This window comes from Sphingomonas sanguinis NBRC 13937 (genome assembly GCF_001591005.1).
Lineage (GTDB): Bacteria > Pseudomonadota > Alphaproteobacteria > Sphingomonadales > Sphingomonadaceae > Sphingomonas > Sphingomonas sanguinis.
This window is the reverse complement of sequence record NZ_BCTY01000006.1, coordinates 14,777-40,589: the sequence shown is the minus strand read 5'-3', so window position 1 is coordinate 40,589 and position 25,813 is coordinate 14,777. Positions and strand designations below refer to the sequence as shown.

Below are 25,813 nucleotides of genomic sequence, written 5' to 3'. Positions count from 1 at the left end.
TGCGTTCGGGGCCTGGGGCTTTCCCTCCCCCATCCCCTCCCGCCTGCGGGAGGGGAGCGCTGTGCGGCTAAGGTTTCCCCACTCTGGGGATGAAGCGCTTGCGGTGCCCACAGGCACGCCCCTCCCGCAGGCGGGAGGGAAGGGGGGAGGGCAGTCACCCTAAAGGACCAACACCCGCTAAGTCCCCCGAAACGGCACCAACGTCTCATATTGCGCCACCGCCGGAGCCCCCGCCACCACCGCCCCGCGTTTCAGCAGAAAGGCATGGCGAACGATCTCCGCCTGCTGCTCCAGGCCATAGCGGGCAAAGGCTTGTCCGGGCTTCAGCGCATAGGTGTAGCGGCAGAAAGGATGCCGCTTCAGCGGCAGGAAGATGCCCCGTTGATGCTGCCAGATATGGACCATCTCATGCACGAACAGCCCCTGTTCGTGTAAGGGGCAGGTGCCGAAATCCCCGCGCCACAGCCCGCCTTTGGGATGGAAATGGATGCAGCCGGTGGGGGCCATCACCGTGTCGCGCGGCTGGAAGAAGGCCCATTTGGTCGGCGACAGCCGCACCTTGGCATAATCGATCGCATCGCCGAAGACGCTGCGGGCCAGCGCTTCCTCGGCCGGGGTGAGGGCGCGCTTCGTCACGAGCCGGTCGGCGCGGGATCGCCCGCCGCGATCACCCGCGCCCCCTGGCGCAGCCGGGTGCCGTCGGAAAAGGTCAGGAGCAGCGACAGGATGCGCCCCGGCTTCACGCCCGGATTCATGTTGTACAGCATCACATGCCGACCGCCCGGCTGGAAGGTGACGGTGCCGCCCGCCGGAATATCGACGGCGGCGACCTTCTTCATCGCCATGCCGCCCTCATGCATCTCGCTGCCGATCGCGACGTCGCTGCTGACGTCGATCAGCTTCAGGGGCTGGGGGCCGCCATGAATGGTGAAATAGGCGGCCGCCGGGCGTCCCGGTACGGCGGGCAGGCGGACCCAGCCTTCCGTGCTTTCCAACGTCGGCTTGCCGCTGCATGCCGTGAGCAGCGCCGCGCTCGACACGGCGCAAAGCCCCCAAAAAAACGCACGACGCATGGCAAACCCTCTCGTTTCGGCAAATCCTGACACGACCCTAGGTTCCATCCAATCTTGCGGCAACAAATCGCCCACCTATATCCGGCTTCGTGAACGGGGTTTTCGGTTGCCGCTTTCGGGACCGGACGGCCCCGGCATCGAACTTCCAGACTATGTTCTTGAGGGGCATTTAGAGACTTATGGCAAAAGTGATCGGCATCGACCTCGGCACCACCAACAGCTGTGTCGCTGTCATGGAGGGCGGCAAGCCCAAGGTTATCGAAAACGCGGAAGGCGCGCGCACCACGCCGTCGATCGTCGCCTTCGCCAAGGATGGCGAGCGCCTGATCGGCCAGCCTGCCAAGCGTCAGGCGGTGACCAACCCCGACAACACCATCTTCGCGGTGAAGCGCCTGATCGGCCGTCGCTTCGACGACCCCGTCACCAAGAAGGACACCGAACTGGTCCCGTACACGATCGCGCGCGGTCCGAACGGCGATGCGTGGGTGAATGCAGGCGGCAAGGATTACAGCCCGTCGCAGATCTCGGCCTTCACGCTGCAGAAGATGAAGGAAACCGCTGAATCGTATCTCGGTGAGACGGTGACCCAGGCGGTCATCACGGTTCCCGCCTATTTCAACGACGCCCAGCGCCAGGCGACCAAGGACGCCGGTCAGATCGCGGGCCTCGAAGTGCTGCGCATCATCAACGAGCCGACGGCGGCTGCTCTGGCCTATGGCCTTGAGAAGCAGGACGGCAAGACGATCGCGGTCTATGACCTTGGCGGCGGTACGTTCGACATCTCGATCCTCGAGATCGGCGACGGCGTGTTCGAAGTGAAGGCGACCAACGGCGACACCTTCCTGGGTGGCGAAGACTTCGACAACAAGATCGTCGAGTTCCTGGCATCGGGCTTCCAGAAGGACGAGGGCATCGACCTCGCCAAGGACAAGCTAGCGCTCCAGCGTCTGAAGGAAGCGGCCGAAAAGGCGAAGATCGAGCTGTCCTCGGCCCAGTCGACCGAGGTCAACCTGCCCTTCATCACCGCCGATCAGAATGGTCCGAAGCATCTGGTCAAGACCATCACCCGCGCCGATCTGGAGCGTCTGGTCGAGGACCTGATCCAGCGTACGCTGGAGCCCTGCAAGAAGGCGCTGGCCGATGCGGGCATGAAGGCCGACGAGATCGCCGACGTGGTGCTGGTGGGCGGCATGACCCGTATGCCGCGCGTCCGTGAGGTCGTGAAGAACTTCTTCGGCAAGGACCCGCACACCGGCGTGAACCCGGACGAAGTCGTCGCCATGGGCGCGGCGATCCAGGCGGGCGTGCTGCAGGGCGACGTCAAGGACGTGCTGCTGCTCGACGTGACCCCGCTGTCGCTGGGTATCGAGACGCTGGGCGGCATCATGACCAAGATGATCGACCGCAACACGACGATCCCGACCAAGAAGAGCCAGGTCTACTCGACCGCCGACGACAACCAGAATGCGGTGACGATCCGGGTCTTCCAGGGCGAGCGCGAGATGGCGCAGGACAACAAGCTGCTGGGTCAGTTCGACCTGGTCGGCATCCCGCCCGCGCCGCGCGGCGTGCCGCAGATCGAGGTCACGTTCGACATCGACGCCAACGGCATCGTCAACGTCTCGGCCAAGGACAAGGGCACCGGCAAGGAGCAGCAGATCCGCATCCAGGCCTCGGGCGGTCTGTCGGACAACGACATCGACCAGATGGTCCGTGACGCGGAGAAGTTCGCAGAAGAGGACAAGAAGCGTCGTGCCGAGGCTGAGGCCAAGAACAACGCCGAGTCGCTGATCCACACCACCGAGCGTCAGCTGGCCGACAATGGCGACAAGGTCGACGCGTCGCTGAAGTCGGAAATCGAGGCGGCGATCGCCGAGACCAAGACGGCGGTCGAGGGTGGCAACCCCGACACCATGAACGAGAAGGCGCAGGCCCTCGCTCAGGTCGCGATGAAGCTGGGCCAGGCCATCTACGAAAAGCAGCAGCAGGCCGAAGCCTCGCCGTCTGCCGACGCAGGGGCGGCCAAGCAGGACGATGTGGTCGACGCCGAATTCTCGGAAGTCGACGACACCAAGTAAGGCGCATGCGCCCGGCCTGCCTTCGGGTGGGCCGGGCCATGGCCATTGCGATTGATTACCGCCCCGGTTGAGTGAAGCCGGGGCCCATGACTGAAGCGCTTCGCGGCGTCGCTCCCGCCGGTCGGGCCGGAGCCGAAGCGCGCACGGGCGGACGGGGCGAGACCGGGCATGAGCACCACGATCGATTATTATGAACTGCTCGAATGCGAGCGCACCGCGGATGATGCGACGATCAAGTCGCGCTACCGCAAGCTGGCCATGCAGTACCATCCGGACCGCAATGCGGGCTGCAAGGACTCCGAGGCCAAGTTCAAGGCGATCAGCGAAGCCTATGACTGCCTGAAGGACCCCCAGAAGCGGGCGGCCTATGACCGTTATGGCCATGCCGCGTTCCAGCAGGGCATGGGCGGCGGTGGCGGCGGCGCTCAAGATTTCGGCGCATTTTCCGACATTTTCGAAAGCGTCTTCGGCGAGTTCATGGGTGGCGGGCGTGGCGGCGGCCGGCAACAGGCCCGGCGCGGCGCGGACCTGCGCTACGACATGGAAATCACACTCGAAGAGGCGTTCCACGGCAAGCAGACCGAGATCACCGTCGATGTGTCGGCGGCATGCGACACCTGCGACGGCACGGGGGCCAAGCCCGGGACCAGCGCCAAGACGTGTCAGCATTGCGGTGGCCATGGCAAGGTCCGCGCGCAGCAGGGCTTTTTCGTGGTCGAACGAACCTGCCCGGTCTGCCAGGGGGCGGGCCAGATCATCGCCGATCCGTGCCCCGATTGTCGCGGCGAGGGCCGCGTCGAGAAGACCAAGACGCTGGCCGTCAACATACCGGCGGGCGTCGACGAGGGCACCCGCATCCGCCTGTCCGGCGAGGGCGAGGCGGGCGCGCGCGGTGCTCCTGCGGGCGACCTCTACATCTTCCTCCACGTGAAGCGGCACGCCCTGTTCGAGCGTGAAGGTACGACCCTGTTTGCGCGCGCGCCGATCAGCTTCACCACGGCGGCGCTGGGCGGTTCGCTGTCCATCCCCGGCCTCGACGGCCGTAGCCATGAGATCAAGATTCCGGCGGGTATCCAGTCGGGCAAGCAACTCCGCCAGCGCGGCGCGGGCATGCCCGTCCTGCAGGGGCGCGGCACCGGCGACTTGGTCATCCAGATCGAAGTTGAGACCCCGACTCGCCTGTCGACCCGCCAGCGCGAACTGCTCGAACTCTTCCGCGAAACCGAGACGGGCGACGAATGCCCCGAAAGCCAGGGCTTTTTCGCCAAGTTGAAGAGTGTGTTTGCGGGCGAATAGTCAAGTTTTTCATCTGCTTCCATAATATTGGCTCATATGGGGGCGGGTTCAGCTGTATCCCGACCTTATTGACTCCAACGTGGCGCAAGCGTCATGATCCGCATTGCGACTTTTGGGAGAAAGTTCTGCGATGCGTCAGCTGTTCGGTTGCTTGGTCGCCATGAGCGCGATGTTGGCCGGTCCGGTATCGGCTCGAGACGCGAAATCGGATAAGACGAACAAGGTCCTCTTACCCGATGGCGGTTCCTCCGACGAAATCATCGTCCGCGCGCTCAGCCTTCCACGTGATGAATTGCCGGTCAATGTCCGCTGGGCCCCCGTCGACAATAGCGCGATCAACATCACCTATGAGCGCGCTGACCAGTTCCTCGCCTGTGCGATGACCAAGGCCGATCGTGATGGGCTCCGCAAGGCGGTGGAAGGGCTGCCTGCACTGGCCAGCACCCAATATGCGCAAGGTTGGCTCATCTCGACGAACTGGGGTTGCTATCCGCCGCGTGGAACCTTCACCCCCTGGGACCCTGGCGAAGCCGGACAAAGTTTTATCGATCGCGGCATCCTGCTCGAGCGGACACTGCGTAGCTTTGCGCCCGATGCCGCGCTGACCCCGGCACAGACCTTCGATCCGGCAGTGCGCGCTCGCTTTCGTACGGTCGAGACCCGGCATAATCGTTATCGCCAGAACCCTGAGATGTCGGGCTATATCGTCGCGGCTTGTCTGGTGCAGACGCAGCCGGTTCTGGCCACCCGGCTATTCCATGCACCGCAGGGCAGCGATCTGGTCCGGGGATTGGAGCAGGCGATGCTCGTCAATTCGCCCGAGTGCCTGGAGGGCGTAAAGAAACTGAGTGTCGAACCCACGACGATGCGGCTTTATGTGGTCGACGCCTTTTATCGCTGGGTGCTCGCCGCGCGGAACGTGTCGAGCCTGATTCCCAAGGAAGGGGTCTAGTTTCTCCAGTCTGCGGGAATTTCAGGGCATTCGGGCCTTACGCGCCGGTATCCGCCGGTCAGGGTTTGGAAAGCGGCGCCTTCATGCCCTCCAACTTCTTGAGCTGCTCCGCCTGCACGGGCACGCCCAGCGCGGTGCGCAGGCTGTCGGGGATTAGCGCGCGGTCATAGGGGGCCATGGTCACCCCGCTCTCCTTTGACCGGGTATATTGGGTGCCGTAGATTTGCGGCTGGCCGATCTTCATCAGATAGCGGTCGAGCGTCGCGGCCGCGATCCAGTTCGCCTCGGCCTTGCCCCGTGCCACCGCCGCCATCGCAAGCGAGTGGGCGAGCAGATAGTCCGCCGCGTCCGAGCTGTGCTGGAAGAGGAAGGCGGCGTGATAATAATCCTCTGCGGTGGAGAGCTTTCCCTCGGCCAGCAGCGTCCGGGCAGTCGCCCGGCGTGTGGCGTCCTCGGCGATCATGCGACGGACCTGCGCCATGTCGATCGGCTTGGCGGGGTCGATCAACGCGCGGATCGCCTGATCGGCATCGAACATCGCGGTCAGCTGCGGATTGTCTTTCGGTTGAGGCGCTTGCGCCTGGATCGATGCGGGGAGGAGTGCCATCCAAGCCAGTATCGCCACACCACGCTTTTGCATCGCCGATCCCTTTCGTTGGTTCTGCGTTATTGATTACACCTGTAAACAATGTTGGCAAGGCGTAGGTGAACTTGATCCGCGCGCAGCAACGCTGGCTTGTCAAAAGGCGGCTTTCGGGGTCCATTGTCGGCTATCCGATAGAAGGAAGCCTTTCGCATGAAATCCCGGCTGTTCGCCCTGTCCCTGATCGCCGCGTCCGTCGCGCTCCCCGCCGCCGCGCCGGTATCGGCGCCGCGTGTCGGCGTCGCCAGTTTCGAGGCTTTGGCCAAGCCTTTGCCGCTGCCCTATCATGCAGGCGATGCGAAGGCCACGATCGCGGCGGCGCGGGCGCGGGCGGTGAAGGCGCACAAGCGGGTACTGATCGACCTGGGCGGCAATTGGTGCCTCGATTGCCGCTTGCTGGCAGGCGTGATGGAGACGCCGCAGATGCGTCCCTTCGTCGCGAAGCATTTCGAGGTGGTGACGGTCGATGTCGGCCGCTTCGACCAGAATATGGATATCCCGGCGGCTTATGGGATCAAGGGGCGTCTGGCGGGCGTACCGGCTGTGCTGATCGTCGATCCGAAGACCAACAAGCTGATCAATGCGGGCCGCGAGACGGCGCTGGCCGATGCGCGCTCGATGACGCCGCAGGCGGTGGCGGACTGGTTGGCGGGCTGGGTGGGGTGAGACTCATCGACCGATCGCTCAAATAACAGCGGGCTTTCCCTCCCCCAGCCCCTCCCGCCTGCGGGAGGGGAGAGGGCATGGGCAGTCGTTTCCGCAAATAGCTCCCCTCCCGCAGGCGGGAGGGGGCGGGGGAGGGGAGTCCCTATCGGCACATTACCGCGCCAATGGGACTCCTTCGACAGTTACTCGCCGAACACCCGCGCGAAGATCGTGTCGATATTCTTGTAGTGATAATCGAGGTCGAACCGCGCCTCGATCTCCTCGACCGACAACGCTGCCGTCACGTCGGCATCGGCCTTGAGCAACTCCATCAGCGACAGCTCGCCGTCCGACTCCCAGACCTTCATCGCGTTGCGCTGGACCAGGCGATAACTGTCCTCGCGGCTCACGCCCGCCTGGGTCAGCGCTAGCAGCACGCGCTGCGAATGGACCAGGCCGCCCATCTTGTTGAGGTTCTTCTCCATCCGCGCCGGATAGACGACCAGCTTGTCGATCACGCCGGTCAGACGAGCTAGCGCGAAGTCCAGGGTGATGGTCGCGTCGGGACCGATATAACGCTCGACCGAGGAGTGGCTGATGTCGCGCTCATGCCATAGCGCGACATTCTCCAGCGCCGGGGTCACGTAACCGCGCACCATGCGGGCGAGACCGGTCAGGTTCTCGGTGAGCACCGGGTTGCGCTTGTGCGGCATCGCCGACGAGCCCTTCTGGCCGGGTGAGAAATATTCCTCGGCTTCCAGAACCTCGGTGCGCTGGAGGTGGCGGACTTCGGTCGCGAGGCGCTCGATCGAGCTGGCGATGACGCCCAGCGTGGCGAAGAACATCGCATGGCGATCGCGCGGGATGACTTGGGTCGAGACGGGCTCGACGGTCAGCCCCATCTTCTCGGCGACGTGGCGCTCGACGCTGGGGTCGATATTGGCGAAAGTGCCGACCGCCCCCGAGATCGCGCAGGTGGCGATGTCGGCGCGCGCCGCGACCAGGCGGGCGCGGTTGCGGTCGAACTCGGCATAGGCCTGCGCCAGCTTCAGGCCGAAGGTCACCGGCTCGGCATGGATGCCATGGCTGCGCCCGATGGTCGGAGTCAGCTTATGCTCATAGGCGCGGCGCTTGATGACGGCGAGCAGCGCGTCGAGATCCTCGATCAGGATGTCCGAGGCGCGGGCGAGCTGCACCGCCAGGCAGGTGTCGAGCACGTCGGACGAGGTCATGCCCTGGTGCAGGAAGCGCGCTTCCGGCCCGGTGCGCTCGGCGACATGGGTCAGGAAGGCGATGACGTCGTGCTTCGTCTCGGCCTCGATCGAATCGATGCGGTCGATGTCGAAATCGCCCGCCGCCTTGTCGGCTTCCCAGATGCGTGCCGCCGCTTCCTTGGGCACCACGCCCAGCTCGGCCAGGGCGTCGGTGGCGTGCGCCTCGATTTCGAACCAGATGCGGAAACGGGTCTGCGGGTCCCAGATTCGGGTCATGGGGGCACGGGAGTAACGCGGAATCATGGGGCACCTCTGGTCGTGGAATCGGCACGGGCGACCGTGCACTCCCTCTCGGAATCACGGTGTGCCGTGCCGTTAGCAGGGACGAGCCGAGCCTTCAAATCCGAAGGAGCAATCCCCATATGGCAAAATGCAGAACGGGACCGTATCACTAATGACGAAGATGCGTTCCCGGTCTTCATAGTCATCGATCGAACCAGAGTAGGGAGAGACGAGATGATGAAATATGCTTTTCTTGGCGCCGCGATGATGGTGTCTGCCCCCGTTCTTGCGCAGGTGACCCCGGCACCAGCTCAGACCACACCGAGTGCGCCGCAAGCGGCCCCGGCAACCACGGCCGACCCGGCACAGACTGCGCAACCAGCAACGTCGACTGAAGCGGCTCCGGCAGGAGGCCAGGTCCAGGCGACCGGCAGCCAGATCGCGCAGGTCGTCGACACGCAGTTCCCGACCTATGACAAGGACGGCGACGGCAAGCTGAACAAGGCCGAATTCGCGCAGTGGATGGTCGCGCTGAAGTCGCAGACCGACCCGTCGACCAAGGCCGAGGCACCCGCCACCAAGAAATGGGTCGGTAGTGCCTTTGCCCAGGCGGATACCGACAAGGACAAGACGGTGTCCAAGACCGAGCTGACCGGCTTTCTGAGCCAGGGTCAGGGCTGATCGGCCTGACGAAATCGGAACATCCCTCCGTTCCGTACCATCCCTGAGCGGGGATGCCGGGCCGCCGGACCTGCGGGTTCGGCGGCCCTTTTGCTCGGTGCCGTCGCCCAAGCAGACTCGCGAAGATTTCGACCGCCCACGAAAAAGGGCAGGGGCGTCGCCGCCACCTGCCCTTCGTTTTGTTCGCTGACCCGGAGGGACAAGCGAGGCCGGATCAGGCCTCTTCCGAACCTTCGGCCTGCGCCTCGGCGTCGGCCGCCTCGTCCTCGGCGGTCAGGACCGTCGGGGCAACGATGGTGGCGATCGCGAAGTCGCGGTCGTCGATGGCGGGCTCGGCGCCCTTGGGCAGCTTCACGTCCGAGATGTGGATCGAGTCGCCGATCGCCAGACCCTTCAGCGAGACGCTGATTTCGGTCGGGATGTTGGCGGCGTCGACGACCAGCTCGATCTCGTGGCGGGTGACGTTCAGGACGCCGCCCTGCTTCACGCCGCTCTGGTCTTCGTCGGTGAACACGACGGGCACGGCGACCGTGACGGTCTCATGCTCGCCGATGCGCAGGAAGTCGACGTGCAGCGGGCGGTCGGTGACCGGATGGAACGCGACGTCCTTTGCCAGCGTGCGCTGGCCGTCCACCATGATGACCGAGGTGAAGAAATGACCCGTCATCAGCGCCTTGACGAGGGCCTTCTCTTCGAGATGGATCGACGCGGCGGCCTGGTTGCGGCCATAGATCACGGCGGGGACGCGGCCTTCACGACGCAGCGAACGGGAGGCTCCCTTGCCAACCTGATCGCGCGTCTCGGCGGCGAGCGTAAGGGTGTCGCTCATTCCAGTTACTCCGAAACAAAATGGATATGGTTTTCCCGACCACGCCTCCAGGGATGACCATGACCGGAAGCGGCGGCGCATAGCGGGGATGCGCCGGAAAAGCAAGGTCGGGGCGGGGCGGCCGCGTGGGTCCCGCCCCGTCACCGATCAATAGGCGATACGCTGCGCCTTGATCCCCTGCTTGGCGAGCTGCGCCTGGACGCTGTCGTTACCCGCCAGATGGCCGGCGCCGACCGCGATGAAGATGGTGCCGGGCTTGGCCATGCGTTGCTTGATCCACGTCGCCCAGCGGGCGTTGCGGTCGGTCAGCAGGGTCTTGGCGACCTCGGGCGAGTCCTTCAGGCTTTCGTTCATCGTCTTGGCGAGCGCGTCGGGGTCGCCCTTGGCCCATTCGTCGACCATCTCGGCCATTTCCTCACCCGCCTTGGGCAGGTCGTCGATGGTCGAGGTCAGGAACTCGATCTGCGCCTTTTGCGACAGGCCGTTGAAGAAGCCGATCTGCTGCTCGGCGGTTTCCAGCCCGGCGACGGGCTTGTTCTGGGCCTTGGCGGCGTCGGCCAGCACGGTTTCGGGCCCGTTCTTGGGATCATAGCCCAGCTTCTGGATCGGCGCGAGCGACAGGGTGACACCCACCAGCCACGGCTTCATCCGGTCGAAGTTGCGCGGATCGGCCCCCAGATCGGTCACCGCCTTCAGATAGGCCCCGCGCTTGTCGGCGGGCAACTGCTCGGTCAGGGTCGGGCCGGTGGTGACGAAGCCGTTCTTCATCACGATCTGCTGCATCGTCGCCGGATCGGGCTGCACCATCTCCAGCATCAGTTGGTCCGACTTGTCGAAGGCGGTCTTCACCGCCTCGTCGAACCAGGACAGGCCGGGCTTCAGCACATGGATGGTGCCGAACAGATAGATGGTGGTGTCGGCATCCTTGACCACCCAGAGCGCGGGATCGGCGTCATTGGGGTTCGGCGCGGGCTTGCTCTGCGCACAGGCGGGCAGGGCCAGCATCAGGGCGAGCGAGGTGAGGGCGGCTTTCATGATCGTCTTCATGGGATCGGACTTTCGGAAAGGGAAGGGGAAGGGGGCGGGATCAGGCATATTTGCGCCACAGCCAGACCAGGCCGCCGACCGCCAGCATCGCGCCGTACACCCATTCGATCTGCACCGGCGGCAGCGCACCGCCGCGCCACAGGAACCACCAGACGGGAACGCCCAGGCCGACCGTGTAGAAGCTGGCGACGTCACCGTCGCGATAGGCTTGGCGTTCATGCTCGTCGGCGACCCGGTGCCAGCGCCACGAAATAACGGGCACGACCACGCCCCAGATCAGCGCCATCAGCACGGCGAACCAAAGCGGCAAAGGCGAGAACCAAAGGTCGGGACGGGCAGCGCCGTCCGCCGGTTGTTGCAGCACGATCAGCGCGGTCGACAGCCCGGCGATCCCGCCGACGGTGCCGGACATCGCCAGCAGCCGGTGATTGGCGCGTTCGCTCGGCCCCTTGCCGATGCGCGAAGCATTGATGGTCATGGTCGCACCTCGATGGACAGATGGACGGAGAATTTGGGCAGCCTTGCATTATGGGCGGCTATGGTCGCGGCCTGAATATCGGGGCGGATCGCCTCGAGCGTGACCTCGCCCAGACGACCGGCTCCCCAGCCGAGCAGCGACAGCGCGATGCCGCCTCCGATGGCTATATGGGTCAGTCGGCGGTTCATGACCGTATCCTCCGGATGAAATAGGAGGCCATGCCGATGGCGACCGAGGCCCACCAGCTATTGTCCTCAAGATCGGCATGATGCGTGTGCGTGCCGATCAGGGTCAGCAACGGGTGCAGGACGAAATTGGCAAGCCCGATCACTGCCCAGGTTTCGATCGCCAGCCGCCGCTGCATCTCGTCGGTTTCACGCCAGTTGCGCCAGCTCACAATGCCGCCGACGATCAGGATCACGACCGCGGACCCCTGCGCCAACAGCCGGGGCGGGGGCGCGAAGGGACGATCGAGCAAGCCGTCGATGAATCCTGCGATAAAGGGCAGGCCGACGACCAAGAGGGTCACGACGACGACCAAGGCGATCCGCCGCCGCTTCCGGCGTGCCGCCCGCGCCGCCTCGCGGCTCTCGCCCCAGCGGGCCCCGTCCTCACTCACCATGATGTTCATCATCGAAAATCTCCTCGATCGGCATCTCGAACAGCCGTCCGATGCGGAAGGCGAGCGGTAGCGAGGGATCGTATTTCCCCGTTTCGATGGCGTTGACGGCCTGGCGCGACACATCCAGCCGCCCGGCGAGTTCCGCCTGGCTCCAGTTGCGTTCGGCGCGCAGCACCTTGAGGCGATTTTTCATGTCCACCTCCTCTTGCATAGCCAACCTCCCTTTGTCACCCGTGCATGACGTAATGTCAGGTGACCATGACAAAGTGACAGCGAGTCGTGACGTTGTCAACAAGACCTGACAAAATATCACGGGTGGTTGACTTGTCGGGGTGATTAGGACGGCCGCTCGCCTTGACCGCACAAGGGCCATCCGCCAAAGCCTGCGCCATTATGCAGACCCGAAACGGCCCCTCGGAAGGACCACTTTCCTTCCAGCGCATGATCCTCACCCTCCATGACTATTGGAGCGAGCGGGGATGCGTGATCCTGCAACCTTATGACATGGAGATGGGGGCGGGCACCTTTCACCCCGCGACCACACTGCGCGCGCTGGGGCCTGACAGCTGGAACGCCGCTTTCGTCCAGCCGTGCCGTCGCCCGACCGACGGCCGTTATGGCGAGAACCCCAACCGGCTCCAGCATTACTACCAGTATCAGGTTATCCTGAAGCCCTCGCCCGCCGACCTGCAGGACCTGTATCTGGGCAGCCTGGCCGCGATCGGTGTGGACATGACGAAGCACGACATCCGCTTCGTCGAGGACGATTGGGAAAGCCCGACGCTGGGTGCCTGGGGTCTGGGCTGGGAAGTCTGGTGCGACGGGATGGAGGTGACTCAGTTCACCTATTTCCAGCAGATGGGCGGATACGACATGAAGCCGGTCGCGGGCGAGTTGACCTACGGCCTCGAACGCCTCGCCATGTATATCCAGGACGTCGACAATGTGTACGACCTGCGCTTCAACGATGCGGGCGTGAGTTACGGCGACGTGTTTCTCGAAAACGAGAAGCAGATGTCGACTTGGAATTTCGAGGTCGCCGACACCGACACGCTGTTCGACGCTTTCAAGAAGGCGGCGGCCGAATGCGAGCGCTGTCTGGAGGCTAAGCTGCCCATCCCCGCCTATGAACAGGCGATCAAGGCCAGCCACACCTTCAACCTGCTGCAGGCGCGCGGCGTGATCTCGGTGGCGGAGCGCCAGGCCTATATGGGCCGCGTCCGCGATCTGGCGAAGGGCGCGTGCGGCGCCTGGATGGACAAGAACGGCTGGGCCGCGTGATGACCGATTTTCTGCTCGAACTCCGCTCCGAAGAAATCCCCGCCCGGATGCAGGCGGGGGCCCGCGAGAACCTCGCCAAGCTGTTCGCCGCCGAACTCGCCAAGGCCGGACTGTCGGCGGGTGAGATCGTCACCTATGCGGGGCCGCGCCGTCTGGCGCTGATCGCGCGTGGGCTTCCGTCTGCGACCGAAGCGGTGTCCGAGGAAGTGAAGGGGCCCCGCGCCTCTGCCCCGCCGCAGGCGTTGGAGGGCTTTCTCCGCAAGACCGGGCTGACGCGCGAGCAACTGACCGAGCGCGACGGCGTGCTCTTCGCGATCACCGAGAAGCCCGGCCGCGCGACGGCGCAAGTGCTGGCCGAGGCGATCCCCGCCATCGTCCGCGCCTTCCCTTGGCCCAAGTCGATGCGCTGGGGCGGCGAGTCCGCCTCGACCGAGTCGATGCGATGGGTCCGCCCGTTGCACGCCATCGTCGCGCTGTTCGGCGGCGAGGTGGTGCCGTTCGAGATCGCCGGGATCACCAGCGGCAACACGACGCGGGGCCACCGCTTCCATGCCCCGGCCGAAATCACGCTGACCGGTGTCGACACCTATGTCGAGCAGCTGCGCGCCGCCAAGGTGCTGGTCGATCAGGACGAACGCGCCGCGATCATCCGCGAGCGTGCGTCGGCGCTGGCCGCCGAGGCCGGGCTGGAGCTGGTCGAGGACGAAGGGCTGGTCGCCGAGAATGCCGGGCTGACCGAATGGCCGGTGCCGCTGCTCGGGCGCTTCGACGAAGCGTTTCTCGACGTGCCGCCGGAAGTCATCCAGCTGACCGCGCGGGTGAACCAGAAGTACTTCGTCTGCCGCTCGGCCGATGGCAAGCTGGCGAATGCGTTCGTCTGCACCGCCAATATCGAGGCGACCGACGGCGGCGCGAAGATCGTCGAGGGCAATGGCAAGGTGCTCGCCGCCCGCCTGTCCGACGCGCGCTTCTTCTACGAGACGGATCGGAAGACGAAGCTCGACGATCTGCGGCCCAAGCTGGAAAAGATCGTCTTCCACGAAAAGCTCGGCACCGTCGCCGACAAGGTCGAGCGGGTGGCCAAGCTCGCCCGCTGGCTGGTCGAAGAGGGCATCGTCAACGAATCCCCCCCCGCAAGCGGAGGGGGCGAGCTTGCCGATCTGGCGGAGCGCGCCGCGTATCTGGCGAAGGCCGATCTCGTCACCGGCATGGTCGGCGAGTTCCCCGAATTGCAGGGCCTGATGGGCGGCTATTACGCCGCCGCGCAGGGCGAAGACCCGCGTGTCGCCGAGGCGGTTCGCGATCACTATAAGCCGGTCGGGCAGGGGGATGACGTCCCCACCGCGCCGGTGACGGTGGCCGTGGCGTTGGCGGATAAGCTGGACACACTGGTCGCATTCTTTGCTGTAGGTGAGCAGCCTACGGGGTCCAAGGACCCGTTCGCTATCCGGCGAGCCGCATTGGCAATTTTGCGACTTATCCAAGTCAACGATCTTCGAATGCAGATGGCCAGAGTTATGGCTGCGTCAGCAAAGCCAGTCATCGACCGGATTTTGGACGAGCCGTATCGTTCCGCATGTAACGCCGAAGAACTGATCAGACATGGCTTCGTGTCGAAGACGCCGTATGTGGCTGATCCCACCAGCATCACGGGACCGGGAGCTTACATTCGGACGAACGTTTTGTTGGGCTTGCCAGCATTGGCAGGCTTCTTCGCCGACCGTCTGAAAGTCCAGCAACGCGAAGCAGGCGTCCGTCACGACCTGATCGACGCGGTGTTCGCGCTCGGCGGCGAGGACGACCTCGTCCGCCTGCTCGCCCGCGTCCGCGCGCTGCAAGCCTTCGTCATCACCGACGACGGCACCAACCTGCTCGCCGGATACAAGCGCGCCGCGAACATCCTGAAGAAGGAAGGCGTCGAGGGCGACCAGAGCTGGACTGCGCCGACCTACACGCTCGAACCCGCCGAGGCCGATCTGATCGCCGCGCTCGACGCGGCCGAGCCTAAGGCGGCCGCGGCGGTGAAGGCCGAGGATTTCGAGGCCGCGATGGCCGCGCTCGCCTCGCTTCGCGCGCCGATCGACCGGTTCTTCGACGATGTGACCGTCAACGACGCCGATCCGGCCAAGCGGACCGCGCGCCTCGCGCTGCTCGCGCGTGTCCGGGCCGCCGTCCATACGGTGGCGGATTTCTCGCGGATCGAGGGATGACGTAACTGGCGGATCGGACGGGCGGAATGTCGCATTCATGCTCTTCCCCTCCGCCAATAACGCCTTAATAAAGCCGACGCCTGTGTCCCCAGGGCGTCGGACGATACGACCAGTAAAGGATCGAACCGATGACCTATGTGTACCGTTTCGGCGGCGGCGTTTCGGACGGCGGTAAGGGGGACAAGAACCTGCTTGGCGGCAAGGGCGCTAACCTCGCCGAAATGGCCTCGATCGGCCTGCCAGTGCCGCCGGGCTTCACCATCTCGACCGCAATGTGCACCCGCTATTATGAGGATGGCGAGCAGTTCCCGCAGGAGCTGCGCGACGAAGTGGCCGACGGCATCGCGCATATCGAGGCGGTGACGGAGAAGCGCTTCGGCGATCCTGAAAATCCGCTACTGGTCTCGGTTCGCTCGGGCGCGCGCGTGTCGATGCCGGGCATGATGGACACGGTGTTGAACCTCGGTCTGAACGACGCGACCGTCGAGGGGCTGGCGAAGAAGGCGGGCGACGAGCGTTTCGCCTGGGACAGCTATCGCCGCTTCATCCAGATGTATGCCAATGTCGTCCTGGAGCTGGATCACGGCGCGTTCGAGGAAGCGCTGGAGATCGCCAAGGAAGACAATGGCTTCACCCTCGACACCGAGATGTCGGCCGAGGACTGGAAGGCGCTGGTCACCACCTATAAGGGCCTGGTCGAGGAGCAGTGGGGCAAGCCCTTCCCGCAGGACGTGCAGGACCAGCTTTGGGGCGCGGTCGGCGCGGTGTTCGGATCGTGGCAGTCGGAGCGTGCGAAGGTCTATCGCCGCCTGAACGATATTCCCGCCGACTGGGGCACCGCCGTCAACGTACAGGCGATGGTCTTCGGCAATATGGGCGACACCTCGGCGACGGGCGTGGCCTTCACGCGCGATCCGTCCAAGGGCGACCGCGCCTATTATGGCGAGTTCCTGATCAACGCGCAGGGCGAGGACGTGGTCGCGGGCATCCGCACGCCGCAGTACCTGACCAAGGCCGCGCGCGAGGAAGCGAACGCCAAGCCCGCCTCGATGGAAGAGGCGATGCCGGAGGTGTATGCCGAGCTGGCCGCCGTCTTCGACCAGCTCGAGACGCATTACCGCGACATGCAGGACATCGAGTTCACGGTCGAACAGGCCAAGCTCTGGATGCTCCAGACCCGCTCGGGCAAGCGCACCGCCAAGGCCGCGCTGAAGATTGCGGTCGATATGGCCAATGAGGGGCTGATCACCCGCGAGGAAGCGATCGCGCGCGTCGATCCGGCGGCGCTCGACCAGTTGCTCCACCCGACACTCGATCCGAACGCGCACCGCGACGTGCTGACCAAGGGCCTGCCGGCGTCACCTGGTGCGGCCTCGGGCAAGGTGGTATTCGACGCCGATGCCGCCGAGCGTGCGGCGGCGGCGGGCGAGGCGGTTATCCTCGTCCGGGTCGAAACCTCGCCCGAAGACATTCACGGGATGCATGCGGCCAAGGGCATCCTGACCGCGCGCGGTGGCATGACCAGCCATGCGGCGGTGGTGGCGCGCGGCATGGGGCGGCCTTGCGTTTCGGGCGCGGGCTCGCTGTCGATCGACAACAAGGCCAAGCTGCTGCGCGTCGGTTCGCGTGAGGTGCGCGAGGGCGACATCCTGACGCTCGACGGTTCGACCGGCGAGGTGATGGTCGGCGCGGTCGCGACCGTACAGCCCGAGCTGGCGGGTGACTTCGGCACGCTGATGGAATGGGCCGATCAGGTCCGCCGCCTGAAGGTCCGCGCCAATGCCGAAACCCCGCTCGACTGCCGCACCGCGCGCGAGTTCGGTGCGGAGGGCGTGGGCCTCTGCCGCACCGAGCATATGTTCTTCGACGCTGCGCGGATCACGGCGGTGCGCCAGATGATTCTGGCGACGGACGAAGCGGGCCGCCGCGCCGCGCTCGCCAAGCTGCTGCCCGAACAGCGCGCCGACTTCACCGCGATCTTCGAGGTGATGGCGGGCCTGCCGGTGACGGTGCGCCTGCTCGACCCGCCGCTGCACGAGTTCCTGCCGCAGCAGGAGGCCGAGTTCGCCGAGGTCGCCACGGCGGCGGGCGTGGACGTCGATACGCTGAAGCGCCGGGCGAACGAATTGCATGAGTTCAACCCGATGCTCGGCCATCGCGGCTGCCGCCTGGGCGTGACCTACCCGGAAATCTACGAGATCCAAGCGCGCGCCATCTTCGAGGCGGCGCTGGACGTCGCGGAAAAGTCGGGCGAGGCGCCGATCCCCGAGGTCATGATCCCGCTGGTCGCCACGCGCCGCGAGCTGGAGCTGATGAAGGCGGTTGTCGACAAGGCGGCACAGGCCGTGTTTGCCGAGCGCGGCAAGACGGTCGAATATCTGGTCGGCACCATGATCGAGCTACCGCGCGCCGCGCTGAAGGCGGGCGAGATCGCCGAGGTCGGTGAATTCTTCTCCTTCGGCACCAACGACCTGACCCAGACGACGCTGGGCGTCAGCCGCGACGATGCGGCGCGCTTCCTGAGCGCCTATGTCGAGAAGGGCATCTACGCCAAGGACCCGTTCGTCAGCCTGGATGTCGAGGGGGTGGGCGAGCTGGTCAGCCTGGCCGCCGAGCGCGGTCGCGCGACGCGGCCGGGGATCAAGCTCGGCATCTGCGGCGAGCATGGCGGCGATCCGGCATCGATCGCGTTCTGCGAGTCGGTCGGGTTGGATTATGTGTCGGCCAGCCCGTACCGCGTGCCGATTGCTCGGCTCGCGGCGGCGCAGGCGGCTTTGAAGGCGCGGTGATCTGAGGGGCTGGGGTGTCGCCTAGCCCCTTTCCCTCCCCTATCCCCTCCCGCCTGCGGGAGGGGCATGCTGCTGGGCAAGGTATCGTGCCTCCCGGGCCGTCTAGCCCAGTACTGCTTGTGCTTATGTGCTGAATGCAGCTCCGAAGCTTCTCCCCTCTCGCAGGCGGGAGGGGTTTGGGGGAGGGCAGGGTGTCTCACCGAGCCTACCCGATCATGATTACCCGTTCGTCGTCACCCGGTTGCCGAAATCGAACCACCCACGACGCTCCCCCGCCGGATAGGCGGGACGCGCTGCACTCGCGGCGACCGGACGCGGGGCTGCACGCTCCACCACCGGCGTCGCCGCGACCGGCTGCGCGGTCGCGAGCCGCTGGTTCTCGCGCTCCAGTTCGGTAATACGGGTCTGGGCGGCCGACAGCTTGGTTTCGGTCGCCTTCACCTGCGCTGCATGGGCATCGCGTTCGGTGGCATAGCGGTTGCGCCATTTGCCGCCGCCTGGATGGCTGGCCAGGCCGAAAAGCCAACCAGCGATGAGGACCAGCCCCAGCACGGCGAATTGCGTCGTCGAAGTGAACAACATCGCGTCGATCCCTATCTGTTACGATGGACCAACGACTGGCGGCGCGGCTGGTTGCGAAACCGGGAGAGGGGGCGTCAGTGTCCGGTGATCAGCGTATCCTTGATCGAGCAGGCGGCGGGGCCCAGGATCACGACGAACAGGGTCGGCAGGATGAACAGGATCAGCGGCACCGTCATGATGGCGGGCAGGCGCGCGGCCTTTTCCTCGGCACGCATCATGCGCTCGTTGCGGAACTCGGCCGACAGGACGCGCAAGGCGCTCGCGAGCGGGGTGCCGTATTTCTCGGTCTGGATCATCGTGGTGACGACACCGCGCAGCGAGTCGAGATTGACCCGCGCCGCGAGATTCTCCAGCGCCTGCCGCCGATCGGTCAGGAAGCCCAGCTCGACCGAGGTCAGCTGGAATTCGTCGCCCAGTTCCGGGTAGGCGCGGCGCAGTTCGCGCGACACGCGGGCAAAGGCGGCATCGACGGTCAAGCCCGCTTCGGCACAAATCACCATCAGGTCGAGCGCGTCGGGCAGGCCCTTGCGGATGGCCGCGGTGCGCTTGTCGATCCGGTTCTTCAGCGCCAGGTCGGGTGCCTTGTAGGATAGCAGCAGCGTGCCCGCGACCAGCATATATCGGCTGAACCCGCTCCAGGTCGCAAAGCCGTTGGTCCCGTAGACCCACAGGGCCATGGTGCCGCCCAGCACGATCGGCAGGGCGAGGCGACCGAAGATCACCGCGACCGCCATTTCCTTGGACCGGATACCCGCCTGCAACAAGCGAACCTGCACCGCCTTGACCTGTTCATCCTGCAGCATCTTAAGCGAGCTGAGCACCCGGCGCATCCGCTCCAGCATGTCGGCACGGTCGATCAGCTGGGCACGACGCCGGGTGGGGGCGGCGATACCGGCCTTCAGTTCCTCGCGGCGTTCGTTCAGCGCGCGGACCCGCTTGGTCATCGGGTCGCGGCTGCCGAGCAGCACATAGCCGACGACCAGCAGCGCGAAGACACATACGCCCCAGAGCAGCGGAACGATCGCGGACGCATCGAGGCCGAGGATGGTGGGCGTGGGCATGCTCATTCAAATCTCGAAACTGATCATGCGGGACATGATAAAGGCGCCCAGGCCCAGCCAGATGAACGCGCCGACCCCGACGATCATCAGGCGCGGATCGACGAAGAAGCGCGCCATATAGGACGCGTTAATCATGTAGATGATGCCGAACACCAGGAAGGGCAGCGAACCGACGATATAGGCCGATGCCTTGGATTCCGACGACATCGCCTTGATCTTCAGCTTCATCTGCGCGCGCTTGCGCAGCACGTCGGCCAGGTTGGACAGGGTTTCGGCCAGGTTGCCGCCCGTCTCGCGCTGGATGGCGATGGCGATGACGAAGAACTGGAATTCGGGAATTTCCAGCCGGTCGGCGGTGTCCTGAAGCGCGGCGTCCATCGTCCGGCCGATCCGCATCTTGTCGGCGACCGAGCGGAATTCCTCGCCGATCGGACCCGGAATTTCATGGGCGACGACGCTCATCGTTTCGGCGATGGGCAGGCCGGAGCGCAGACCACGCACCAGCAGCTCGATGGCGTCGGGAAAGCGCGCGACGAACTTGGTGACGCGCCGCGTGATCGTGCGCTGCACCCACATGTGCGGCAGCCACAGGCCCAGGCCGAGGGCAAGGAGCAGCGCCAGGAAAAAGGACAGGTGCAGGATCAGGCCGAGCACCAGCACGGCCACCGCCACCGCGGCACACGCCATGCCGAACTGCCCCACCGTCCAGTCGCGTCCGGTCCGGTCGAGCATCTTGGCGAGGCGCGCGGGGTTGGGGAGCAGCCGGCCAAAGGCCTTATCCATCCTGGTATCGCCCGCCAGCGCGATCCCGCGCGACGCGGCAGCGACGGCCAGGGCGGGCTTGCCCAGGTCCAGGGCGACACGCTCGCGCAAGCCCGACAGCCGCCGTGCCTGCGCGCGCGACCGCTTGGGCGGCGAGAAGGCCGCCACGCCCAGCAGCAGCGTCAGGAAGACGCCCATCGCCAGGATCAGGGTCGCGAGCATCGACATGGGTATCAGTCGGCCTTGGCCCGCTTGGCCAGCAGCGCCTTCAGGTCGAACCGGTCGAGCAGACCGCGCCGCGCTGGGGCGACGGTCGCCTCGCCCTCGGCCGAGGCGCAGATACGCTGCGACAGTTCGAGCAGCGGCACGATGGTACGCGACGTGCGGCCCAGTTCGGCGATCGGCTTGCCGAGCTTGGCGGCCTGAACCACCAGCTTGGGGTCATAGGGGATGGCGAAATCGACTGGCCGCTCGATCGACCCCTCGAAATCGCTTTGCGCGATCTCGCTCTGGGCGGCGGGCTGGACGCGGTTGGCGACGGTCAGCACGGTCGATTGCGGGGCATGGGTCTTCAGCCAGGCGAGCAGGCGGATCGTGTCGCGCGCGGCCGCCAGCGTGAACTCGGTGACCAGAATAATGGTCTGTGCCGAGGAGACCAGCACCGGTTGCTGGATCATCATGCCGCGCGGGAGGTCGACGATCGTCGTCTCGAAATTCAGCCGCATCTCGTCCTGCAACTGGGCGAAGGCCAAGCCGTCAGTCATGATAGGTGCGCTGATCGGCGCTTCGGCGGACAGGATGGCCAGCCGCTCCGACGCCTTGACCATGGCGCGTTCCAGGAACAGCCCATCAATGCGGCTGGGATTGTCGATGGCGTCGACCAGCCCGCGTCCCGGCTCCAGGTCCAGTGAGAGGGCGGCGGTGCCGAAATGCACGTCGAGATCGAGGATCGCGGTGCTCCGCTCCAGCCGGTCGGCCATCAGCCAGCCGAGCGAGGTCGCGATGGTCGAGGTGCCGACGCCGCCGCGCGCGCCGACCACCGCGACGCTGCACGGCGCCTTTTCGGGGGTGGTGTCGAGGGTGCGGGGCGCGTGCAGGATCGCGCGCGCCTGGGCGATCGTATCGCGCAACTGGTCCGCGCTGATCGGTTTGAGCAGATAGTCGTGCAGGCCGCTGCTCATTAACATGCGGTACAGGCGCACGTCGTTGACCTGACCCACCGCGATCACGATCGTGCCCGGTTCGCAGACCTCGGCCAGGTTGTTGATCTCGGTCGCGGGATCGGCCGAGTCGCTTAGGTCGACTAGCAGGATCTGGGGGCTGGCGGACACGGACAGCGACTGGATCGCGCCGCGCAGGCCGCCCTTGACGACCTTTTCGGGCGACCAGCCCTGTTCGACGATCAGCGGCCGGATCGCCTCGGCGGTCCAGTCGTCGCAGGCAAAGGCCTGGAACGGTTCGCGCGTGGTCATCATGCCGGGTTTCCAGGGGGCGTTCACTGCGGCGTCCCCCCGCTGCTGGCCGCGCCCGCGCCGCCACCGCCGCTGCTTTTGCTGTTGGGATCGAGCAGCCGGGTGCCGCCACCGCCCGTCGGCGGCGCGGCGCGCAGCGCGTTGATCGCGCGGCTGCCCGTCGCCGGATCGGAGGTCGTCGGCCCATCGACGCCGCGGACGAGATCGGTCGGGTTGGCGACCATCGCGGCCAGGTTGCGATTGACCGCGCAACCATAGCCGGACGAGGTTTTGCCCTCCAGATCGGGCGAGGTGTCGCTGCGCAGGTCGGGGCAGCCGCGCACGAACGCGCGCGAGCGGGTGACGACGACGCGGATCGTCGCAGGGGCGACGGGCGTGCGCGGCATGGAGGAGGCCGGACCCAGGATCAGGCCATAGCGACCGATAACCTCTGCCACATCGCGGTACGCGCCGGGCCCTTCGCCCGCCGGGTCCTCCACACTGACGCGGTCGCCGTAACCCAGCCGCAGATTGCGCGCCCAACCGTCGAGCCGCCGGTCCTCATCGGCGGCCAGTCGCCCGCCCGACACGGCGAGGTCGAGCGCATAGTCGCGTTGCGACACGACCGGCTGGTGCGAGGATTCCAGACCGGGCTGGCCATGACCCATGCAGCCGCCCGTCATCAGCAGCAGGCCGATCGGCATCAGGGAGAGCGACGAAGCACGCATGGGACGCGATATCCTTGGACGAGCGATCATTCGGAAAAGCCCGGGGTCGGGGTGTTGCGGGTGCGGCGCGGGGCAATCGGCGCGCCTGTCGATACCGGTGCTTGGGCGCCTGCTACCGGACGGCTCTGGGCGGGCAGGGCCATGGTCGGCACCGGGCGCGGCGCGCCGTCGCCCGCCCCCATCCGGCCGAGCAGGACGCGCTCGGCATCGTTGGGTGAGCGTGCGCTGTCGGTCGGCAGCGCGATGTCGGAGGGCGCGTTGACCGGCTTGACCAGATAGGGGGTGATGATGATCACCAGCTCGGTCTCGCTGCGCTTGAAGGCGTTGGAGCGGAACAGCGATCCGATCAGGGGCAGGTCGCCCAGCCAGGGCGTCTTGTCGATCGAGTTGTCGCGGCTGTTGGACAATAAGCCGCCGATCATCATGCTCTGGCCCGATCCCAGCTCCAGCGTCGTCTCGGCGCGGCGGGTGGTGAGCGCGGGAATGCTGGTCCCGCTGACCTGTACCGCGCCCACCGACGAGATTTGCGAAACCTCCGGCCGGACGCGCAGCGAGATACGGCCATCGGCCAGTACCGTCGGGGTATAGGAAAGGCTGACGCCGTAGGGCTTATACTCGACCGAGACCGTGCCGAAACCGCTCGACAGCGGTATGGGGATTTCGCCGCCCGCCAGGAAGGTCGCGGTCTCGCCCGACAGCGCGGTCAAGTTCGGATTGGCCAGTGTCGACACCTGGCCCAGCGTCTCGCCCAGGTCGATCGCGCTGAGCAGGTCCATGCCCAGAACATGTCCGGCCAGGCCCAGCGTGGTGTGCGCCGTACCGGGGTTGAAGGTATATTGCGTGCCGGTCACCTGGCCCGTGCCCGGGTCGGTGATGGTGCCGATGGTGCCCGCCGTGCGGCCTGACGACACGCCGAAGATGAACCCACCGCTATTGTCGCGGCTCAGCAGGTTGACGCCGATCTGCTTGACGAAGCTGCGATTGACCTCGGCGATGCGGACCTGAAGATTGACCTGCAGCGGGGTCGCGGTCTTCAACCGGCTGATGATCTTGGTGTCCTTGCCGACATAGGCCTGGACCAGCCGCTCGGCCTCCGCTGCGTCGCTGGGCGCAGCGACGGTGCCGGTCAGCAGGATCAGGCCGTTCATCGGCGTCGCGACGATCGTCGCCTCGGGCATGGCGAGCTTCAGCATCCGGCCGATCGAATCGAGATTGTTGCCGATCCGCACCGTCGCCGCATAGACGACCGCGCCGCCACGCCCGGTCGCCGAGACGGTCGTCTCGCCGGGCTTCTTGCCGAAGATATAGAGCTGGGTGGGCGAGCGGACCTGGACATCGGCAATGCTGTCATCGGCGACGAACAGGTCGGTCATCTGCCGGGGCAGGGTGATCAGCCGTGCGCGTCCGGTATTGATCTCCAGCGCGCCCGAACCGTCGCTGGCGCGCGGCGTGTCGTCCGGCCCGGCGGGGGCCGCCAGGACGTCGACCGGGGTCAGGATCAGCGGCGCCAGAATCAGGGCGAAAACGGAGGCGCGCAGTGCGCCCGACAGGATGGATCGGCTCGACATCGTCAATTCTTGACCCCCACGGGCATCTCGGTGACGGCATTGCCCCGCGCGACCCGGATGACGGGCCCCTTGATGGTGGCGGGCTGCCCCGGCTGCGGTCCTGTGGCCGGATTGCCGGTGGGCATGGCGCCATTGGCGCTCCCCGCCTGGCGGCCCGGCACGGTGCTCCGCTGATAGCGGGATACGTCGCCACCGGTCACGAAGGACCCGTGATCGGCCTGGGGCTGCGCGATCGACGCCGTGTCACCCGACGCGAGCCGGGCCATGTCGTCGGGCCGCTCGGCCAGCGAACGCAGCGACAGCGACAGGGTGCCGACCGTTTGCGCGACCGCGAGCTGCTCGGCCATCTTGGGCGTCGCCTCGACGGTGACGGTGGTGAAGGTGTGGACGGGCGTCTTGCCGTCATCGCCCGCCTGGTTGTCGGTGCGCTGGTCGGTCGCCAGCACGCGCACGTTGCGCAGGATCGTCTCCGACGCCTTGAGCGGAGGGCCGTCGCCGCCGCCCGCGACATCCTGGGTCAGGACGACATCGATCCGGTCGCCCGGAAAAACGAAGCCCGCCACGGCGGTCTGGGCGGAGACGGGCACCGTCACCGCGCGCATCCCCGGCGTCAGCGCGGCGGCCAGGAAGCCCCGGTCGCCCGGCTGGACGACGGCCCCCTGGGTCAGCGGCTGCCCGGCGGTGATGGCATAGCGCAGGACCGTGCCCTGCAGCTTGGTCATGTCGGTCTGGCCCTTCAGATAATAGGCACGGGCGACCATGTCCTTGGGCCAGGGTTGGAACTTCAGGGCGGTGGCATCGATGATCGTACCCACGGGCAGGGTACGGGTGGCGACCAGCACCTCCGTCTGCGGCGCGGCGGGCGGAGTGACGACGGCGGCCTGGGCCTGGGGCACGCTGCTGCCCGACGTGATCGTCCGGGCGAATAGAGCCGTGACCCCTGCAATCAGCAGAGCCCCGACCAGCAGTAACACTTTGCGACTGTCCATCCTGCGTTCTTCGGCCTTGGCGCCAAGCCCGTTGCTTAGCTGTATGCGCCGTTAAGTATTCGGGAATGGGTTAAATATCGGTTCCCGTAGGATCAGCAGCGCGGCGATGGCGATGGCGACGCCGTACGGCACCTCGATGGCGGGGGCCTCTTCGCCCCTTTGGCGACGGCGCAACCGATGGTCGACCAGCATCGCGACCGTGACGATGCCGCCCGCGATCGACATCAGCAGCATCATGCGGAACAGAGGCGGCAGCGGCAGCCAGAGTGCGATGGCGGCGATCATCTTGACATCGCCGCCGCCCATCATGCCGATCCGAAAAGCCTGGGCGAACAGCAGAAAGACGGTGATCGCGACCGCGATCCGCATCGCCATGTCGGGCCAGACCGGCACGCCGCTCGCCCACCACCAGAGCGGCGCGATCAGCGCGATGGCGATGTTCTTGCGATCCGCGATTTCCCGCGTCCGCGCATCCTCGATCCCCGCCGACAGCAGCAGCAGGACGAAGGCGCTCAGGATCGCGATGCGGACAATGGTCCATTCCATGCCACA

Annotated in this window: 26 protein-coding genes; 8 read left to right on the top strand and 18 right to left on the bottom strand. The window is 66.0% G+C overall.

The window, feature by feature from the left end; all coding sequences use genetic code 11:
* Window positions 1-177: 177 nt before the first annotated feature.
* Both SSA01S_RS04980 and SSA01S_RS04975 read right to left on the bottom strand, forming a co-directional pair.
* Window positions 178-636, bottom strand: coding sequence for a hypothetical protein (locus tag SSA01S_RS04980; RefSeq protein ID WP_061779491.1), 459 nt, complete (start codon window positions 634-636; stop codon window positions 178-180).
* Window positions 633-1,073 carry a copper chaperone PCu(A)C gene (locus SSA01S_RS04975; protein ID WP_082794936.1) on the bottom strand — a complete coding sequence of 147 codons (441 nt, stop codon included), beginning with the start codon at window positions 1,071-1,073 and terminating at the stop codon, window positions 633-635. Before SSA01S_RS04975 ends, SSA01S_RS04980 begins: the two co-directional genes overlap by 4 nt.
* A 179-nt stretch (window positions 1,074-1,252) precedes the next feature.
* Between SSA01S_RS04975 and dnaK the strand changes: the two genes are divergently transcribed.
* From dnaK to SSA01S_RS04960, 3 genes are all read left to right on the top strand, one after another.
* The gene (gene dnaK, locus SSA01S_RS04970) at window positions 1,253-3,151 is read left to right on the top strand and encodes a molecular chaperone DnaK (protein ID WP_061779490.1); all 1,899 of its coding nucleotides are present in this window, start codon (window positions 1,253-1,255) and stop codon (window positions 3,149-3,151) included.
* Window positions 3,152-3,319: 168 nt separating this feature from the next.
* Window positions 3,320-4,447, top strand: coding sequence for a molecular chaperone DnaJ (gene dnaJ / locus SSA01S_RS04965; RefSeq protein WP_061779489.1), 1,128 nt, complete (start codon window positions 3,320-3,322; stop codon window positions 4,445-4,447).
* 130 nt (window positions 4,448-4,577) lie between these two features.
* Complete coding sequence (locus SSA01S_RS04960) at window positions 4,578-5,399, top strand: hypothetical protein (RefSeq protein WP_061779488.1); 822 nt, start codon at window positions 4,578-4,580, stop codon at window positions 5,397-5,399.
* 58 nt (window positions 5,400-5,457) lie between these two features.
* Here the strand turns inward: SSA01S_RS04960 and SSA01S_RS04955 are convergent, their stop codons facing one another.
* Window positions 5,458-6,006: a DUF6624 domain-containing protein gene (locus tag SSA01S_RS04955; protein ID WP_082794941.1), complete on the bottom strand. Its 549-nt coding sequence runs from the start codon at window positions 6,004-6,006 to the stop codon at window positions 5,458-5,460.
* 189 nt (window positions 6,007-6,195) lie between these two features.
* Between SSA01S_RS04955 and SSA01S_RS04950 the strand changes: the two genes are divergently transcribed.
* Window positions 6,196-6,708, top strand: coding sequence for a thioredoxin family protein (locus SSA01S_RS04950; protein WP_061779486.1), 513 nt, complete (start codon window positions 6,196-6,198; stop codon window positions 6,706-6,708).
* 182 nt (window positions 6,709-6,890) lie between these two features.
* On the opposite strand, the gene purB is transcribed toward SSA01S_RS04950, so the two are convergent.
* On the bottom strand, window positions 6,891-8,204 hold the full coding sequence (purB, locus tag SSA01S_RS04945) for an adenylosuccinate lyase (RefSeq protein ID WP_082794935.1): 1,314 nt from the start codon (window positions 8,202-8,204) through the stop codon (window positions 6,891-6,893).
* A gap of 213 nt (window positions 8,205-8,417) precedes the next feature.
* On the opposite strand from purB, the gene SSA01S_RS04940 reads away from it, so the two are divergent.
* Window positions 8,418-8,864, top strand: a complete 447-nt coding sequence (locus SSA01S_RS04940) for an EF-hand domain-containing protein (protein ID WP_061779484.1) — start codon at window positions 8,418-8,420, stop codon at window positions 8,862-8,864.
* Window positions 8,865-9,078: 214 nt separating this feature from the next.
* On the opposite strand, the gene SSA01S_RS04935 is transcribed toward SSA01S_RS04940, so the two are convergent.
* From SSA01S_RS04935 to SSA01S_RS04910, 6 genes are all read right to left on the bottom strand, one after another.
* Window positions 9,079-9,693, bottom strand: coding sequence for a 50S ribosomal protein L25/general stress protein Ctc (locus SSA01S_RS04935; protein WP_061779483.1), 615 nt, complete (start codon window positions 9,691-9,693; stop codon window positions 9,079-9,081).
* 147 nt (window positions 9,694-9,840) lie between these two features.
* A complete protein-coding gene (locus SSA01S_RS04930) occupies window positions 9,841-10,740 on the bottom strand; it encodes a TraB/GumN family protein (RefSeq protein WP_061779482.1) in 900 nt (299 codons plus the stop codon).
* Between the two features lie 40 nt (window positions 10,741-10,780).
* The gene (locus SSA01S_RS04925) at window positions 10,781-11,218 is read right to left on the bottom strand and encodes a hypothetical protein (protein ID WP_061779481.1); all 438 of its coding nucleotides are present in this window, start codon (window positions 11,216-11,218) and stop codon (window positions 10,781-10,783) included.
* Window positions 11,215-11,406, bottom strand: coding sequence for a hypothetical protein (locus SSA01S_RS04920; protein WP_061779480.1), 192 nt, complete (start codon window positions 11,404-11,406; stop codon window positions 11,215-11,217). The genes SSA01S_RS04925 and SSA01S_RS04920 overlap by 4 nt, the downstream gene beginning before the upstream one ends.
* Window positions 11,403-11,852, bottom strand: coding sequence for a hypothetical protein (locus tag SSA01S_RS04915; protein WP_156477669.1), 450 nt, complete (start codon window positions 11,850-11,852; stop codon window positions 11,403-11,405). The genes SSA01S_RS04920 and SSA01S_RS04915 overlap by 4 nt, the downstream gene beginning before the upstream one ends.
* Window positions 11,830-12,033, bottom strand: coding sequence for a helix-turn-helix transcriptional regulator (locus tag SSA01S_RS04910; protein ID WP_058753695.1), 204 nt, complete (start codon window positions 12,031-12,033; stop codon window positions 11,830-11,832). The genes SSA01S_RS04915 and SSA01S_RS04910 overlap by 23 nt, the downstream gene beginning before the upstream one ends.
* Before the next feature lie 248 nt (window positions 12,034-12,281).
* Here SSA01S_RS04910 and SSA01S_RS04905 point away from each other — a divergent pair, with 248 nt between their 5' ends.
* The 3 genes from SSA01S_RS04905 to ppdK all read left to right on the top strand — a co-directional run bounded on the left by SSA01S_RS04905 (window position 12,282) and on the right by ppdK (window position 18,120).
* The gene (locus SSA01S_RS04905; protein WP_056434449.1) at window positions 12,282-13,121 is read left to right on the top strand and encodes a glycine--tRNA ligase subunit alpha; all 840 of its coding nucleotides are present in this window, start codon (window positions 12,282-12,284) and stop codon (window positions 13,119-13,121) included.
* Entirely contained in the window at window positions 13,121-15,331 is a 2,211-nt protein-coding gene (gene glyS / locus SSA01S_RS04900; RefSeq protein ID WP_061779542.1) for a glycine--tRNA ligase subunit beta, read from the top strand. Before SSA01S_RS04905 ends, glyS begins: the two co-directional genes overlap by 1 nt.
* A gap of 128 nt (window positions 15,332-15,459) precedes the next feature.
* Window positions 15,460-18,120 (top strand): pyruvate, phosphate dikinase, encoded by a 2,661-nt coding sequence (ppdK, locus tag SSA01S_RS04895; protein ID WP_061779478.1) that lies wholly within the window; start codon window positions 15,460-15,462, stop codon window positions 18,118-18,120.
* 219 nt (window positions 18,121-18,339) lie between these two features.
* On the opposite strand, the gene SSA01S_RS04890 is transcribed toward ppdK, so the two are convergent.
* From SSA01S_RS04890 to SSA01S_RS04855, 8 genes are all read right to left on the bottom strand, one after another.
* Window positions 18,340-18,702: a hypothetical protein gene (locus SSA01S_RS04890; RefSeq protein WP_061779477.1), complete on the bottom strand. Its 363-nt coding sequence runs from the start codon at window positions 18,700-18,702 to the stop codon at window positions 18,340-18,342.
* A gap of 74 nt (window positions 18,703-18,776) precedes the next feature.
* The gene (locus tag SSA01S_RS04885) at window positions 18,777-19,769 is read right to left on the bottom strand and encodes a type II secretion system F family protein (protein ID WP_061779476.1); all 993 of its coding nucleotides are present in this window, start codon (window positions 19,767-19,769) and stop codon (window positions 18,777-18,779) included.
* The gene (locus SSA01S_RS04880) at window positions 19,770-20,753 is read right to left on the bottom strand and encodes a type II secretion system F family protein (RefSeq protein WP_061779475.1); all 984 of its coding nucleotides are present in this window, start codon (window positions 20,751-20,753) and stop codon (window positions 19,770-19,772) included. It abuts the gene before it with no gap.
* Window positions 20,754-20,758: 5 nt separating this feature from the next.
* Complete coding sequence (locus tag SSA01S_RS04875) at window positions 20,759-22,024, bottom strand: pilus assembly protein CpaE (protein WP_061779474.1); 1,266 nt, start codon at window positions 22,022-22,024, stop codon at window positions 20,759-20,761.
* Complete coding sequence (locus SSA01S_RS04870) at window positions 22,021-22,704, bottom strand: CpaD family pilus assembly protein (protein ID WP_240954600.1); 684 nt, start codon at window positions 22,702-22,704, stop codon at window positions 22,021-22,023. Before SSA01S_RS04870 ends, SSA01S_RS04875 begins: the two co-directional genes overlap by 4 nt.
* Window positions 22,705-22,730: 26 nt before the next feature.
* On the bottom strand, window positions 22,731-24,272 hold the full coding sequence (locus SSA01S_RS04865) for a type II and III secretion system protein family protein (RefSeq protein WP_061779473.1): 1,542 nt from the start codon (window positions 24,270-24,272) through the stop codon (window positions 22,731-22,733).
* Window positions 24,273-24,274: 2 nt separating this feature from the next.
* A complete protein-coding gene (cpaB, locus tag SSA01S_RS04860) occupies window positions 24,275-25,261 on the bottom strand; it encodes a Flp pilus assembly protein CpaB (protein WP_061779472.1) in 987 nt (328 codons plus the stop codon).
* A 51-nt stretch (window positions 25,262-25,312) separates the two neighbouring features.
* Entirely contained in the window at window positions 25,313-25,807 is a 495-nt protein-coding gene (locus SSA01S_RS04855; RefSeq protein ID WP_061779471.1) for an A24 family peptidase, read from the bottom strand.
* Window positions 25,808-25,813 lie beyond the last annotated feature (6 nt).